The sequence below is a fragment of the Streptomyces griseus genome (genome assembly GCF_001715295.1).
Taxonomy (GTDB): Bacteria; Actinomycetota; Actinomycetes; order Streptomycetales; family Streptomycetaceae; genus Streptomyces; species Streptomyces griseus_G.
In genome coordinates, this window is sequence record NZ_MDKB01000004.1 from 442389 (window position 1) to 456910 (window position 14522).

The window sequence follows — 14522 nt, forward strand, 5'->3', positions numbered from 1 at the left end:
CCCTCAGTCGTTGTTCAGGGTGTCCTCGAGCATCCTGTTCTTGTCGAACCTGCCCTCGTCGTCCAGCCAGCCCAGGTCACCCATGATGTGTGACATCAGGAGAGCGTCGTAGTCGTCGTCGGTGAGCCCGTCGCACGCCTTCGGCTTGGCCTTGTCGCCGTCGGCGCGTTCCTTGAGTGCGGCCACGCAGTTGTCGGCGATGTCGTCGTAGGAGGGCTGGGACAGCCAGATGACGAGGCCGGTGACGGCCCCGGCTATGACGGCGGCGGCGAGGATGGCGATGGTGCGGCGGTGCATGAGTTCCCCCGGGGATTACGAGAGTTGAGGGGGACGTCATGGCGTATCGGTGGTGGAGATGGCCGGTAGCTGCTTGTGGCTGGTGACAGCGTTCTTACCGGCACCCCATCTCGGACACCAGCCGCAAGGTGGGGTGCCGTTAACGAGAGGCGAACCAGGTGATAAGCGACCCGTGAGTAACCTCAGGACCCCGCGTTACCGGCGGATGTGCACGGTGACCTGTACCCCTCCGCCGATGACCGCCGCTGCGGCCAATGCAACGGCCAACTGTGTCGGGCCGCCAACCGCTGCAACAACGAGGGCTGCGGAAAGCGCAAGTGCGGAGATGATGTACGGCGCCCACGCCAGGGCGGCACTCGTGGGCTGAAGTTTTCCTCTGCGGTCTGCTGTGTCAAGGTTGGTCACCTTGTCGGGCTCCTCTTCCGTATGTCGGAACGGGCCTGGCGGCATGGCGGGGAGGTGCGGCTAATGCTTCGCGGCTGACCGAGCCTCCCCGCCCTTCCAGGTCGTTGGGTGACACAAGGTACTGGGCCGAACACGCCTTTGCTGCAGGTCAGTTGCCCTGTCAGCTCTTGCAGAGCAAGATCAAAACGGACCGGGGGCAACGTTTGCTTGAAGCTGGGTTACCTTCTGTTCCAAGGTCTGTTCTCACGCGGATTTCGCATGAAGAGCACAGGTCAGAGCCTTGCGGCAGTGTTGAATCCGGGTCCGCGCCTGCCTTTGACTGGGTGACAAGCATCACGAAGCTTTTTGCCGTGTGATGCGCTGCTCGTTCGTTCCTGACGGAACTCAGCCCCTTGCGCGCTGGCGGTTCGGTCGGTGGTCATGGGTGCCTCCTGGCAGAGTCGTGCAAGTGCTGCTTCTGTTGTGGTCCCCTGACTAGAGCTCAGAAGCCGTATCTCAACCGAACGTGATCGTTTGATTCTTGCTGGTCAGGCATGGTTTTGGGTGGAGTGAGGGAGAGTTTCGACGTTCTGTTCCGTCTGTTCGGTGAGGGGTGTGCGGTGGCGTCGATGCTGGGGTTGCTGGAGGCACGGGAAGTGGCTGCTCGTGTGCGAGTCGAGGATCTGCGGGAGGCGGCGGCCCGGGCGGCTGCCGTGCTGGAGGCGGCGGAGATCGAGCTGGACCGGCGGGTGATCGCGCGGGAGGAACTCGTCGAGGCCCTGGCCCTGTCCGCTGCGGAGACCACCGCCGTGACCGAGCCGGAGACGGACGCAGAATCCGTGCCCGCGCCCGCGCCGTTGCCGGGAACGACAGTGCCGCCCTGGCGGGAAGGGCTGCCCGTGGCGGTTCTCGCGCCGGACTACCAGCGGATCCTGGGCATGGTGGCGGACCGGTCGGGCCAGGGGCCGGTGCGGGCGAAGGAGGTTGCGGTAGTGCTGGGTCTGGAGCCGACGCCGGCGAAGGTGGAGGGTGTGCGGTCGAAGGCGAGGCGTCTGGCGGAGCGTGGGTGGCTGTGGTAGTGGTCAGGGTTTCGTAGTCGCGGGCCAGACGGCGCGAATGCATCAACCATGCGAACGTGCGCTCCACCGCCCACCTGCGGGGCAGCACTACGAAGCCCTCCATGGTGTCGGTGCGCTTGACTACCTGAAGGACGAGACCGAGTTTCTGACGACACCAGGGGACAAGGCCGCCGGTGTAGCCGCCATCGGCCCAGACGAGGGTGATCTCCCGGTGCAGTGACCGCAGATGCTGGAGCAGGGGCACGGCCGCGTCCCGGTCGCCCGCGTTCGCAGCCGTCACCGAGACAGCCAGCAGCAGACCGAGCGTATCCGTCACGATGTGCCTCTTTCGGCCCGGCACCTTCTTCCCGCCGTCGTACCCGCTCGAGGAAGCCGGCACGGACGCGGCAGCCCGCACCGACTGCGCGTCGATGATCCCCGCCGACGGTTCTGCCTCCCGGCCCTCGCGCACCCTGACCTGTTCGCGCAGCCGGTCGTGGAACTCCGCGATCAGTCCGTGCTCCCGCCAGCGGCGGAAGAAGGCGTAGACGCGGCCCCAGGCGGGGAAGTCCGCGGGCATCGCCCGCCAGGAGATCCCGCCCGCGACCAGGTACCGGATCGCGTCCAACATCGAGCGGTGGCAGTAGCCCTCGGGCTGTCCGCCCTTCCCCTCCAGCCAGGCCGGCACCGGCAACAACGGCCGCACAGCCGCCCACTCCGCGTCCGTCATATCCGACGGGTACCGGCGCACCCGGTCCGGATGATCAGCCGCGTTCCCGTACACGTGCGCGAGACAATCACACGATCGGGCAGCCGAGTTGAACGATGCGGGCGCGAGCGCGTAGAACTGCGACAACAGGGCCTCCTGGAACTGCTCGGTTCGGTTCGCACCTCCGAGCTACCAAGGGGCCCTGCCTTCATGCACCTACCGCCAGAAGATCACCCCGGCGGGAAACCCGTTCGACCCGCACGTTCCATGACCGGTTGAGATACGGCTTCTCAGGGGATTCCCACGTCTGTGACCGTGCCAGCCGTCGCCTTTTTGGTCTGCTCGCGCGAGAAAGCGTCGGGCCCGCACCAACTCACGGGGCGGGCCCTTGAGGTGCTGCGGTGCGCTCAGCGGCGTGCGGCGGTGGCGATGCGGATCCAGGAGGCGAGTGCGGCGGCTCCGGCGAGGTCCCGTGTGCGGTGGGTGGCGCCGCCCTGCGGGGAGCCGTGGGCCCATCCTTGCCAGCCGGTGCGGCGGGCGCCGGAGTAGGCCGCGGCGACGTGACCGAGGACCGTTCCGTTCTCGGCGACGACGTCGTAGCTGCTCGTGGCGCGGTCGGCGAGGACCAGCCGGGCGCCGGCCGCGACGGCTTCGGCCCGGGATTTCGTCATCCGGCGGGACCGCACGGCGGGTTCGTCACGTGACGCATTCCCGGGCTGGACAGCGACAGGTGTGCTGACCGGCTGCCCGCTGAGGTCCGGAGCCGTCATGCTCGGACTGGGAGCCGCTTGGGACTTGCCGTGCTTGGCGGATGGTGCGACTGCTGTTCCCTCGATCCGGTCGGAGTAGACCCGGTACGCCTTGCGCTCCGCGGGGGTGGAGTCGACGCCCGGCCCGCCGGCAAGGGCGGCGCACAGGTGCAGGACGGTCCGGTGTGTCGACAGCGGGACGGCCAGCGGGACGGAGAATCCCTGTCCGCGCCGGATGGTCTGGCCGTCGCGGAGCACTTCGCGGATTTCGGCGTCCTCGCTGTCCCGCAGGTGGTCGGCGAGTAGGCCCGGGACGTCGATCGTCACGATGCGCTCGGGCGCGACCGCCTTCTCCTCCTGGTGCTCAATGTCGCTCAGGCCCTGTGGCGGGCGACTCGGCTTCTCCAGGTCGTCGGGAACGGCGCGGGCCCCGGCGCTGTCCAGCACGCGCCGGATCGTCTTCGGGTCGACCTGGTACTGCCGGGCCGGTGCCTTCACGGCGGTTCCGTCGCGGTACGCCTTGAGCACCTCGGCGGCCTGGTCTTCGCTGAGAGAGTTCGGGCGTCCGAGGGTCTTGCCGGATGCGGCAGCGGCGGCCACGCCTTCCCGGGTGTTCTCGCTGATCATGTCGCGCTGGAACTCCAGCACGGCGGCCAGGACGGAGACGACCATTTTCGTGCCGGGGTCGTCGGCGGCGAGGTCGATGCCGGAGAGCAGACCGGACGCGACCTTGAGGTGCAGGCCCCGGCGGATGAGCACGGGCCGCAGGGCCAGGACGTCCGCCACGGAGCGGAACAGCCGCGCGGCGTCTGCGATGCGGATGGTGTCGCCGACGGCCGCGGCATCAAGCAGCTGCTTGAATCCCGGACGGTCCATGGACAGCACCCGGCTGGACGTCGCCGGGTCCTCGAACACCGGGGCGCCTGCGGCAGCAGCGGGGCCAGGGCGTGACGCTGCCGTGCGTCGGTCTGGCTATCGGTGGAGTGCCGGAGGTAGAGCAGGTCAGCCATGGAGACCCCTCGGGGTGGTGACGGGTGAGACAGCCACCCTTGGGGGCGAAAAGGGGGGCAATACACGAATGGAATCCATTGGATACATGACCGGGTATGACCCTTTTGGCGGACTCGATGAATGGACGGTAGACATGGGGGCGCAATCGACCGTTTCCGCCCCCACTGGCTACGGATTTACTCGCCACTCTGCGGGGATGTCCCCCACCTCCGCGGGGGGATTGTCGAGAGGAAGCCCACGCGGAGCTTCACCTATCGCCCGAGAGAAGGACATCCCGCCACCGGAGAACGTCGCGTCTTCGAAGTCCACGTTGCTGCCGGAGAACGTTGCGCGACGGAAGGACACATGGCCCCCGGAGAATGTTGCGCCGCCGAGGGACACCCTGCCGCCCGAGAACGTCGCGCCGCCGAAGGACACCATGCAGCCGGAGAACACCGAGCTGTGGAGGGACACATCGCCGCCGGAGAACCTCGCTTCAGGGAAGGACACCGTGCCGCCCGAGAACGTCGCGGCGCCGAAGGACACCTCGCCGTCGGAGAACGTCGCGGCGCCGAAGAACACATCGCCCCCGGAGAATGTTGCGCCGCCGAAGGACACCCTGCCGCCCGAGAAACTCGCCTCGTAGAAAGACACCGTGCCGCCGGAGAATGTTGCGCCGTCGAAGGACACCCTGGAGCCGGAGAAACTCGCGCCGTCGAAGTTCAAGGGGCCGTCGATGATGACGCCGGTGAGGTCTAGGTCGCAGCCCTGCCAGGAGCGGTGTGCCCCCCGCTGGCGTCGGTAGTGGTCGCCTATGAGGCGCAGGATCGTGTGGCGCACCTTGCGAAATGCCAGGTAGCGGTGGTGCTCCTCTTGGTGGGTGTGATCGGTTCCTGGGTCGGGGGTGAAGGGGAGTTGGAGGTAGGCGCACAGGACGTCGATGCAGGTCTGGCGGAGGCTGTCGTCGGGGGCGTCGTCGGCGAGGCCGGCCAGGGCGTGGACGCCACCGAGCCGGACGGCCGGGGAGTCGGAGCCGAGTTTGTCGACTGCTTGAGAGAAGCGCTCGGTGTGCAGCCGGGTGGCTTCGCGGTGGGCGCCGGCCTCGTCGACGCGCTGGCGGCGGTACGCGACGACCAGGGCGACGAGCGCGCCGGCCCCGGCCACGACCCCGAAGGAGAGCTTCACCAAGTCGAAGAGCGTCTTCGCGTCGAGCTTCGCGGTGGAATCGATCTCCTTGAAGTCCAGCAGCACCACCAGGGTGTAGAAGATGCCGCCCGCGGCCAGGACCGCACCGGCGAAGGCCAGACCGAGCGCGCGGCCAACCTTCCACAGTCGTAACTCTCGATCATTCGGAGCGGGTCGCGGCCCGCGGTTGGCTGCCATGAGGCTCAAGACAACGCTCGGGGATCGACGGTTGCAGTGAGGTTCGGGATCCGAGGGGACCGTTTCCGCCCCCCGTTCCGAATGGATCACGCGTCAGCACGCCAGCACGTCGGCTTGCTGGCATGCTGGCCAACCGGCGCCCACGGGAGACGGTCGGCTGCGATGCTCGGCAGACGAGCCCGCCTTCACCTTGGAGAGCAGCATGGAGCTGAGCGCCACCGGCGAACCCGTCGTGACGCAGGAGGACACCCAAGTCGCCGTCGGCCTCGACCTCCAGGCGGGCACGCTCGTCCTCACCCAGGACGGCACGGACCTCGTGGCCTACCACGCCCTGGTGGAGTTCGCGGCGCCGAAGGGACAGCCCTGGACGGCGCAGCAGGCCAAGTTGTCGGCGCACGGGCCGGACGGCGCGTCGGTGTCTCTGGTCGTGGACCTCCTCAACCACGCCTGTGACGGGCCCCTGGACGGCGTCCCCGCAGTGATCTGGCGGGTGGTGGCTCTCGCCGCGACGTCCGCTGGCGACGTCGGCATCACCTACGCGCCGCCCGCCCCCTGACGAGAAGCCGGGTTTCACGGGTCTCATCGCGCGCCCGCGTAGAGCGGTCCAGAAAGTCCAGTAACCCCGTGACCAGGGATGGGACTTCCCGCACGCACGCGCGTGGGACGGTCTCACGAGTTCCATACGTGTACCTGTTCAGAGACCGCGCTTGGGGCCCGAGCGGCTTGGCGCGGGCGGTTGGTACCGGTGGTTCTGCTGCTCGACGCGGGCGGCTTGCGCCTGCTGCGCTTGCTGGATGTCAGCCCGTGCCCGGGTCTCTGCGCGGTGGAGCTCCGGGTGCTGCTGGGCGATCCGCTGACGGAGGGCCTTCTCGGTGCGGGCGTCGTCGGCGACGGCCCGGTACATCGAGGCGGCCTTCCTCGCCGTGTTCGCCGTGGCGTTGAAGCGGGCGATGCGCTTCTGGTCGCCGGCGTCCTTCTGCTGGGCGCGGGCGGGCACCTTGGTCTGGCGCATCTCGGCGAGCCGGGCCGCGACGGTGTCGACGTCCGGCACCCGGTGCTCGGTGGCTCCGAGGACGGAGGCGTACGGGCTCTCTCGCACGGTCTTCCAGGCGTCCGCGGCTGCCCACCCGGCGGCCATCCGTGCGTCGGCGGCCTCACTGTGCCCGGCCGCCCGGTCCGCCTCAGCCTGCTTCTTGAGCTGGGCGTGCTCCTTACGGGAGGTGCCCGCCATCCGTAGGGCCAAGCGGCCCTTGCCGTCGGACAGGGCGAGCACGCGCAAGTGCTCGTCGGCGGTCGCGGCGACCTTGGCGGCCTCCGTCTCCCGGGCCTGCTCGGTACGAGCGAGGGCCAGGTGCTCGTCGGCCTGGTCCAGCACCGCGTAGATCGGTGCGACCTCGATCTGCCCCGGGGTCGTTCCGCCGGCGGCGGCGTCCTCAATCTCCCGCAGCAGCGTGGCCTTGGCTTCGTCGGCGGCGGCCGCGTCCCGGTCCTCCCGGCGGGCGTCGACGGGGCCGGTGGCGATGAGCCGGGTCAGCTCCTGGTCGGTGTGGCCGCCGTACGGGCGCTGGTTCCAGGCCCGCGTCCCGGCGAGTTCTCGTTCCTCTCGCATGTCTTCCAGGCGCTGCTTCTGCTCGTCGGTGAGCCGGTACTCGCGCGGGGCGGTGGCTTCTTCCTCTCGCTGCTGGACGTGCCGTGGGGATCGTGCGCGGGCGGCCGCGCTGCTGACGGCTCGGATGGGCGTCGGCGACGGCACGACGACCGCAGGGGCCGGCGGTTCGTGGAACAGGTCGGACACCATGCTGTCGGGCCGCGACTGCCCGAGGAACCGGGCGTAGGCGTCGACGGCGCGCTCCAGGCGCTCCTTCTCGGTCCGGGCCGCACCGAGCCTCGCTTGGGTGTTCTCCGATTCGATGACCTGCAAGGGCAACCAGAGGTGGTTCTCCCGCCGCGCCCGGGTCAGCCCGGGGTACGCGGCGAACGCGTTGGCTCCGTGCCCGTACATCAGGCTGGTGTCGTACGTCATGCCCTGCGAGGCGGCGATCGTCATGGCGTACCCCAGCGACAGGGCTCCGCCCGCGATCTGGTCCGGCGTCAGCCACGCGGACGCGTAGGCGTCGTCCGGGCCGCGCTCTCGGGTGCGCCACGTGACCTCGACCCGCCCGTCGTCGGCGAGCTGGGAGACGACGGCCCGGTACCCGTAGAGGAGGTCAGGCCCCTCCCCGCGGCGGCTGCGGTAGTCGTTGGCGCGGACCCGTACGGCGTCGCCCTCGGCGAGGGTGAGCCGGTCACCGCCGGGCAGGGCGTAGGTGCGCTCCTCCCCGAGTTCGCCGGCGGCGCGGCGAATCTGCTGCGCCCCGGCGTTGAGCGCGTCCACGTCGCTGTTGCGGGCGGCGAGGACGACCAGCTTGTCGAGTAGGTCATGGGTGTCGGGCCAGCGGTCGCGCCGGAGCTCGTCCCAAACGGTGAGGATCTGGGAGCGAGCCTCGTCGGCGGACTCGGTGGGGTGGACGCGGCCGCGCTCGGCGAACAGCCGGAGCGCCTGGTCGTGGTCCCCGGTGCGCCACACCTCCAGGGCGTGGCGTTCGGAGGCGTCCTCCTGGCGGCGGTTCTCGGTGAGGGTGAGCCCGCCGACCAGTTCGTGGATGTCCTTGAACCATCCGCCGGCGCCGATGGCCTGGAGCTGGAGAGGGTCGCCGATGCCGATCACCTTGGTCCCGGTGCGGGCCGCCTCGCGCATGAGGACCTCGGCCGCCCGGTCGTCCACCATAGTGGCCTCGTCCACGACCAGGACGTCGATCCCGCTGAGCCCGGAGCCGGTGCGGATCTGCTGGAGCCAGGAGGCCACCGTGCGGGCAGGGATGCCGGACGCCTGGTAGCCGGCGATGGCCTCGCGGTAGCCCTCCGGCGGATCCGGGCGCCGCATCGGTGCGGCGGCCGGCCCCTGCGGGAGCCGGTCCCTGCCGCGCGCGTGGCCGACCGTGCCCGGTTCCGTATCGCACGCAAGGACACCGACTCCGGCCGGCGCGGACGGGTCGTCTACGTCCCGGCCAGCGACCGCCGGCTCCACCACCGCTACCGGCGCGAACCAGGCAACCACCTGGCCTTTCCCGGACCGGCAGCCGCCCCCCGCTGCTACGAACGGGCTCCTCGAACCGACCATGGGAGACACGGTCTCGGTAGTGCTTCGTGAGGTCTGCTGATCCTGCTGGTCGGGGCATGGCGGAGGGATGGGAGCACCATGGATCGACGCCTGATCCGGACTGCGGTTCTCGGGAACCCGGGGTCGGACGAGCCTGCTGTGTGCCCGGAGACCGTGGAGGAGTTGGAGGCTTTCCGGCTCGGGCACAAGAACGACACCATCTGGTGCGGCACCATGTTCGAGGGTGGGTGCGGGCGCTGGCTGACGACACGTCTATGTACTGACCGGATCTTTCATTTCGCCCACTATGCGTCCGGCGGGGCGGGTGAGCGGTGCGGCCGGAAGGCGAAGGGCAAGGACAGCGCCAATCACTTGTTCGCGAAGGCTCACCTGGCGGCATGGCTGAGCTCCCAGGGAGTGGGTGCCGAGTTCAGCTATCCCGAACCGATGGGCTCGGCGGTGCCGGCCAGGCTGGAGGACGGCCGGACTTTCCTGCTGCACCTGGACCGTAATCGGCCTGTCGCCTGGGCCGAGGACTTCTGGGAGGTCATCCTCGGGCCCGGTGTGCCCGTCACTGCCGACGTCCTGCAGCAGCGGGGATACGTACAGCGGATCCACTTCGAGGAGCGGCCCGGCGGTGGCCGCAGCATGCGCCTGGGCACCGAACAGCCGGGGGCGGGTACCACTTGGGACGGAATGCGACCTCGGAGACCTGAAGGTCTACGGCTGGGTCGACGACACCCGCACCGACGGCAAGTGCGCGGTCGTCCGGATCGACCCCGATGCCGGAACCACCCGGGAGTTCGAGGCCTGCGGCTCCGGCACTCGCAGAACGTTCAGCGTCACCTTCGACTACATCAACAGCGCCCAGACCAAGCTGTTCCTGCGATAGGCCACCACCCCATGAAGGAGAGTTCTGCCATGCCCACCCGTGCCCTGAGCGCGACGGCACCGTAACGGCACTGCGGAGCCCGTCGTTACCAGGACGCAAGGCGACGCAGGCCTCCACCGTGGACTGCCTGTCACCGCACGCCCCGCGGACCTCGAGTCGCGGGGCGTTCGCTGTATCCGGTCGCCCGTCGGCAGAGCCGTATGTGGGCGGCCGCGCCCTATTGGGGTGTTGCGGCTCAGCTGCTGGCCACATCGCTGTGCGCGGTGAGAAGCCGGGCAAGGAGCACCTGTTGCTGCTCGGTATCCATCTTCTTCAGCACGAGATCCGCCACTGCGTCACCGTGCGGCCAACAATGATCCCGTCACTGCACTATGAAGGGGTGGCAGGAGACTGCGGCCCTGGGACCGTCCCCGCGGGTGCGGGGAGCAGACCGGGAATGGCAGCGCGCGACGCCCGACCGGGGGACCATCCCCGCGCGTGCGGGGAGCAGGGTCTCGACGCCTACGGCCCCCACGGCGTTCGTCAGGGGCGTGGCGCCAGGACCTCCAAGGTGCCGGTCTCGGTGTCGTAGCTGCGCAGGGTGGTGAGCCGGGCCGACAGCGGTGGCGCCGGCAGCAGTTCGGGGACCCTCCGGCCGGCGAAGGCACCGGCCCGCCGGGTCCGGCCGAGGGTGATGTGCGGGCTCCAGCTCCCCGGTGCGTGGAAGGGGTTGAGGGTCTGGGGCGGGCTGTCCGAGGCCACCGCCTCCCACACCCGGCGGTGCAGACCGGCCAGCACGGAGTCGTGGTCTAGCGCCCAGGCCAGCACGGAGGTGGGCCGCTCGAAACGGACCACGCCGGTGAAGTGCACCGGCAGCGGCAGGGTGGCAGCCGCCTCGGCGAGCTCCCAGCGAATCGGGGCGGTCAGCTCCGGGCAGGCGGCCAGGGTCAGGTGCGGGCTGTTCGTCGGTGAGCGGTGGCGCGCCTGACTGGGCAGCCCCGCATCCGCCAGCCGCCGCCAGGCCTCCCGGACCGCCAGTTCTGCCGTCTCGTCCAACAGAAGCTCAACCGTGCGCACCACCGCAGCCTACCGACGACTACCCGCGGATTGCACCGCCCGCCCGCCGGTCCGGGACGGCCCGGCAGGTAGTGCACGACGCCTGCGGTGAGCCGGCCTGCAGCCTGCGGGCAGGGGGCAGGGCGAGAAATGGACGGCTCGGCTTCTTCCGTCAAGGTCCGTGGAGGCACCGTTGACGGAAGGGAGGGGTGGCCCTACTCCCCCGTCCGCTCGGCGCACGCCGCCCGGATCTCTTCCAGCAGTTCCGGGTAGTGCTCGCCATAGGTGTTCAGGGCGTGCCACACCGCGTCCAGTGCCGCCTTGAGCGGGACGGGCTCGGCCGCGGCGAGTATGGCGGGAAGGGCGAAGTGCGGCTGCGAGATCCGCGAGAGTTCACGCGGGGGACCGGAGGCGTGGACCACCACGGCGGCATCGTGTCCCGTGCCTGCGGCCGGTGTCGTGCTCCGGTCGGCGGGTGGCATCGGTGCGAGCGTGCCCAGTACCCGGCCGAGGCCCGGCCGGCTCGGTGCGTCCTGGCCCGACTCCACGGCCGAGACCCACCTTCTCTTCCTTCCGGCCATCGCCGCCGTCGGAGGGACCTGCTGCAGCAGCGGTCGGCCCGCAGGGGTCGGCGGCCGGTACGGCGCTCGCTCCGGAGGTATCGCCTCGAGCACTGACCGGTCCGGTACGCGCGGATCGCAGCGAAGGGTCTCCCACATCCGGGCCGTGTCGTCGAACGGCGGCGGCAGCGGACGCTCTTGCACCAACGCGGTGAGCGCCTCGGCGACCCACGGCACATCGGTCAGGCCCGCCGCTTCGCAGGCCCGCCGCGCGGTCAGCAGCGCCACCGCACGCTGGACGCCGGGTCCCGCCGCGTCGAGGGCGTGCACCAGGTCGCTGTCGAAGCGGAGCAGCCCGAGGACATTGCTCTCACGGACATCGCGCAGTGCCCGGCTCGGCAGCCGTCCGCCCCACTGCCAGCGCTCGTGGTGCACTCGCTGCTCCTCAGCGGCCCGCTCCTGCGCCTGGCGGGCCTGGCGTTCGGACTCGGCGCGCTGCTCGGGTGTGGGCGGTGGCGGAAGTTGGCTGGCGTAGCGGTGCCAGTACGCGGCGTTTTGGGAGGTCCGGCGGATCACCCGGTCCGGGCGGGGCGGCGCGGGCCAGAACTGCAGGAGGTAGCTGTCCGCCTGCGGCTCCCCGGTCACTCGGGTGTCGAGTTCCCGTCCCCGGTCCATTCCCCGGGCGCAGTACCGCACCCGGTAATCGGTCCGGGTGAGATCCAGGTCCCAAACGGCCTCGCCCGCCCACTGCACCAGGCTGGTGCGTTCCGACACCGGCCGGAAGGACACCTCCACCACCTCCTCCCAGTCCGGGTCCACTGCCGGGGGTACGTCGTGGACTTCCACGACGAAGCCGACATTGCCCGTGTGCAGTCCGGTGTGCAGCCAGAGCGCGCCCGGGACCGCGGCTCCGCACAACCCGCCGCTCTGGCCCGCGAACGCCTCCGGGAGACCCGGCGTCGTACCGTCCGGATCGCTCTCGGCGTAGATCTGACCGTAGTGAACGTGCACCTCGCCCGTGACCGGCCTGCGCACAGCACCCCCTCGTCCAGGACGGCCTCGGAAATCCCCGTCGGACGGGCCGTCACCTGCACCGCATCATGCTGCACACCACTGACAACAGGGCCGACGACGCCGCGAGACCGGCAGTGACGCCGGCCGAGGACGGGCCGTCGGCCGGACATGTCGCGCACCGGCACGGTGGTGTTCCGGCCCGGCTCGCGCACGGCGACGACGGCTGCGGCCGGGGCAGCGTGGACGGCCGCCTCCGGCGCTCACCGAACCACGTGGGCGACCGTCCGGCGGGCTGAGGCGGGCCGGACGGGGCATCCGCAATCGCATCATGAACAGCCCATCCACCGGGAGCCACCGGTGACCCGACACCTCACCGTCGCCCGCGCCTGCCGCGCCCTCGCCCTCGCCGAGCTGGCCGCCGCGGGCTGGCTCCTCGTCCACCACGAGTGGCTGCTGGGCATCCTCGTCGTGTGAGCCGCGCCCAGCCTGCTCGCCGCCGACGCCGCGTGCCGGTGCGCGCACCACCGCGCCCGGGGCGAGGCACGGCGCGCGGCACGGCTGGAGGCCGGCGACCCCCCTCCAGTGCACAAGCTACTGAGCCCTTTCCAACTTGCAGCAGCGAGCCGGTTGGGCTGACAACGTGGTGAAGCCCCTGGTAGATGAGAGCGCAGCCGAGGATGAGGAACGCTTCATGGATGTCATCGCGTCTCTCCCAGCGGATCCGAATTCGGCGGAACCAGTGCAAGTGGGCGAATGCGCGTTCGACCACCCACCGTTGAGCCCCCAGGCCGAAACCGTGCGCGGTGCCGCGGCGGGCGATCAGCGGCTTCACACCGAGATGCCAAACGAGTCCTCAGCGGCGCTGGCAGCAGAGCTTCTGGCGTACCGGGCGGAGAACTCTGCTTGGGCTGCGGATTCTAGCACTGGCCCCTGCATCATCTATTCGCACAGCTACGGCAAGCAATGCGGCGTCGGCCGTATCCACTCCCTGATCATGCAGCAGTCCCTTCAGCGAAGGGGGACAGGTGTTTGGCGACGAGGTCCTGGCCACCGCCATCCTCGACCGACTCCTGCACCACTGCGACGTCATCTCCATCAACGGCCCCAGCTACCGCCTCAAGAACCGGCTCGCCGCCATCGAACGAGACCGGGACGCCGCTGCCTGAGCCACCACTGCTTGCGATCCGTCATCCAAAGTAAAGATCAACGTTCTTCCGGATGCAGACACGCAGCACGACTGAAAGCCGCTGAATGTCCTCGATGTGTCTCTCCACGCCTGAATCGCGACTTCCCAATGTCCACTGCCCCAAGATCGCCTCCAGCCTGGGGAGAAACGCGGCGCAATCCTGGGGAGCCAAGTCCTTGCCGTGGTCGTCTGGATGATTGAGGAACGGCTCGAGCTCGGTTGAGACCTCCGCCCATGGCCGGTCTCCTCCGAAGCCGACCATCTCGCCGAGGTCGAAGCCTTCCGCGTGGGCCAGACGCCGGCGGAACTGATCGAAGCCCCCATACGAGAAGCAAGCATCCGGCCCATCGAGATCGCCGTCACCAGGGAACAGACACAGCCCCATGGCACCCCTTCTTCCTGGATGCACATGGTCGGTGCCCCCGTTGCCGACGGCAACGGGATATCTGACGTCCTTCCGTCCTGCCCTCCACCTCGCCTCGCGTGGTGCACGTATCTTCGTACTTCGTGGAGCACTCAACGAAGTACGCCGACACCGCGAGCTGTGCGTAGGTGTCACCGCACCGCAGGTGGGCCAGGGCCGGCAGAGCCTGTCGCGCTGCGAGAAGCCGCCGCCACCGCGTGCCGATCTCCCTCCGTCTGGCTGTCAGTTGCCCGGCCAGGAACCGCAGGGTGCGGGTGGACAGATCGATCGACGACGGATAGACAAGCACACGAAGCTCCTGGCGGACACGGGTGATCTTGGTCGAGAACCCATCTACCAGGAGCTTCGCCGTCACGCAGGAGCGTCCAACTCGCGCTCAGCACACAGGCCAACGCGTTCAAGACCCCAGCGATCCTCTCTCGGTGCCCGGCCGTCGGCTCAGGCAGTCGGCCGTGATGGCCAGCGGCAGGAGCAGGCCCACCGCGAGCAGCCCCACGAGCGCGGCCAGGCAGACCGTAGCTCCCAGCAGTCCGACCAGGACGGTGACCAACGGCCACTCCTCGGCCGGTGACCACAGGGGTATGCAGAGAAGCCCGCGTGCGGCGGCGAGGGATGCTCCGCACACGTGCGCGGCCTGGCGGCCATGGCGAGGTGGGGCAGTCCGCGCCGGAGGAGGGGGCCGGTCGCGCGCAGTAGCAGGGA

Annotated in this window: 11 protein-coding genes and 4 pseudogenes; 4 read left to right on the forward strand and 11 right to left on the reverse strand. The window is 69.7% G+C overall.

Annotation, left to right across the window (positions count from 1 at the left end; translation table 11 throughout):
- Positions 1-3 precede the first annotated feature (3 nt).
- On the reverse strand, positions 4-297 hold the full coding sequence (locus tag BA175_RS23585) for a hypothetical protein (RefSeq protein ID WP_069173487.1): 294 nt from the start codon (positions 295-297) through the stop codon (positions 4-6).
- Between the two features lie 1040 nt (positions 298-1337).
- On the opposite strand from BA175_RS23585, the gene BA175_RS23590 reads away from it, so the two are divergent.
- Positions 1338-1760: a hypothetical protein gene (locus tag BA175_RS23590; RefSeq protein WP_368073323.1), complete on the forward strand. Its 423-nt coding sequence runs from the start codon at positions 1338-1340 to the stop codon at positions 1758-1760.
- 13 nt (positions 1761-1773) lie between these two features.
- Here the strand turns inward: BA175_RS23590 and BA175_RS29975 are convergent.
- From BA175_RS29975 to BA175_RS23605, 3 genes and pseudogenes are all read right to left on the reverse strand, one after another.
- Positions 1774-2469: pseudogene (locus BA175_RS29975) on the reverse strand (IS5 family transposase); the annotation flags it as partial.
- Between the two features lie 386 nt (positions 2470-2855).
- The gene (locus BA175_RS31445) at positions 2856-4073 is read right to left on the reverse strand and encodes a recombinase family protein (RefSeq protein WP_254667951.1); all 1218 of its coding nucleotides are present in this window, start codon (positions 4071-4073) and stop codon (positions 2856-2858) included.
- Between the two features lie 303 nt (positions 4074-4376).
- The gene (locus tag BA175_RS23605) at positions 4377-5570 is read right to left on the reverse strand and encodes a pentapeptide repeat-containing protein (protein ID WP_069173489.1); all 1194 of its coding nucleotides are present in this window, start codon (positions 5568-5570) and stop codon (positions 4377-4379) included.
- A 202-nt stretch (positions 5571-5772) separates the two neighbouring features.
- On the opposite strand from BA175_RS23605, the gene BA175_RS23610 reads away from it, so the two are divergent.
- On the forward strand, positions 5773-6126 hold the full coding sequence (locus tag BA175_RS23610) for a hypothetical protein (RefSeq protein ID WP_069173490.1): 354 nt from the start codon (positions 5773-5775) through the stop codon (positions 6124-6126).
- Positions 6127-6264: 138 nt separating this feature from the next.
- Here BA175_RS23610 and BA175_RS31270 read toward each other — a convergent pair whose 3' ends face one another.
- Positions 6265-8493 (reverse strand): ATP-dependent DNA helicase, encoded by a 2229-nt coding sequence (locus BA175_RS31270; RefSeq protein WP_175420903.1) that lies wholly within the window; start codon positions 8491-8493, stop codon positions 6265-6267.
- An 853-nt stretch (positions 8494-9346) separates the two neighbouring features.
- Between BA175_RS31270 and BA175_RS23620 the strand changes: the two genes are divergently transcribed.
- On the forward strand, positions 9347-9601 hold the full coding sequence (locus tag BA175_RS23620) for a hypothetical protein (RefSeq protein ID WP_069173492.1): 255 nt from the start codon (positions 9347-9349) through the stop codon (positions 9599-9601).
- Positions 9602-10123: 522 nt separating this feature from the next.
- Here BA175_RS23620 and BA175_RS23625 read toward each other — a convergent pair.
- The 3 genes and pseudogenes from BA175_RS23625 to BA175_RS31930 all read right to left on the reverse strand — a co-directional run.
- Positions 10124-10657, reverse strand: a complete 534-nt coding sequence (locus BA175_RS23625; protein WP_069173731.1) for a 2'-5' RNA ligase family protein — start codon at positions 10655-10657, stop codon at positions 10124-10126.
- 194 nt (positions 10658-10851) lie between these two features.
- Positions 10852-12231 carry a hypothetical protein gene (locus BA175_RS23630; RefSeq protein WP_069173493.1) on the reverse strand — a complete coding sequence of 460 codons (1380 nt, stop codon included), beginning with the start codon at positions 12229-12231 and terminating at the stop codon, positions 10852-10854.
- A 637-nt stretch (positions 12232-12868) separates the two neighbouring features.
- Positions 12869-13045, reverse strand: a pseudogene (locus BA175_RS31930) (transposase); the annotation flags it as partial.
- Between the two features lie 172 nt (positions 13046-13217).
- Between BA175_RS31930 and BA175_RS30005 the strand changes: the two are divergent.
- Positions 13218-13376 (forward strand): annotated as a pseudogene (locus BA175_RS30005) (ATP-binding protein); the annotation flags it as partial.
- 21 nt (positions 13377-13397) lie between these two features.
- On the opposite strand, the gene BA175_RS23635 reads toward BA175_RS30005, so the two are convergent.
- The 3 genes and pseudogenes from BA175_RS23635 to BA175_RS23640 form a co-directional block, all read right to left on the reverse strand.
- Positions 13398-13781 carry a hypothetical protein gene (locus BA175_RS23635; RefSeq protein WP_069173494.1) on the reverse strand — a complete coding sequence of 128 codons (384 nt, stop codon included), beginning with the start codon at positions 13779-13781 and terminating at the stop codon, positions 13398-13400.
- Between the two features lie 151 nt (positions 13782-13932).
- Positions 13933-14109, reverse strand: a pseudogene (locus BA175_RS30010) (IS5/IS1182 family transposase); the annotation flags it as partial.
- 108 nt (positions 14110-14217) lie between these two features.
- Positions 14218-14445, reverse strand: coding sequence for a hypothetical protein (locus BA175_RS23640; protein WP_254667952.1), 228 nt, complete (start codon positions 14443-14445; stop codon positions 14218-14220).
- Between the last annotated feature and the right edge of the window lie 77 nt (positions 14446-14522).

Excerpts from the sequence above, each read along its gene's own strand:
- BA175_RS23585 (WP_069173487.1), bottom strand. The coding sequence starts at position 297 with ATGCACCGCCGCACCATCGCCATCCTCGCCGCCGCCGTCATAGCCGGG.
- BA175_RS31445 (WP_254667951.1), bottom strand. The coding sequence starts at position 4,073 with ATGGACCGTCCGGGATTCAAGCAGCTGCTTGATGCCGCGGCCGTCGGC.
- BA175_RS23605 (WP_069173489.1), bottom strand. The coding sequence starts at position 5,570 with ATGGCAGCCAACCGCGGGCCGCGACCCGCTCCGAATGATCGAGAGTTA.
- BA175_RS23610 (WP_069173490.1), top strand. The coding sequence starts at position 5,773 with ATGGAGCTGAGCGCCACCGGCGAACCCGTCGTGACGCAGGAGGACACC.
- BA175_RS31270 (WP_175420903.1), bottom strand. The coding sequence starts at position 8,493 with ATGCGGCGCCCGGATCCGCCGGAGGGCTACCGCGAGGCCATCGCCGGC.
- BA175_RS23635 (WP_069173494.1), bottom strand. The coding sequence starts at position 13,781 with ATGGGGCTGTGTCTGTTCCCTGGTGACGGCGATCTCGATGGGCCGGAT.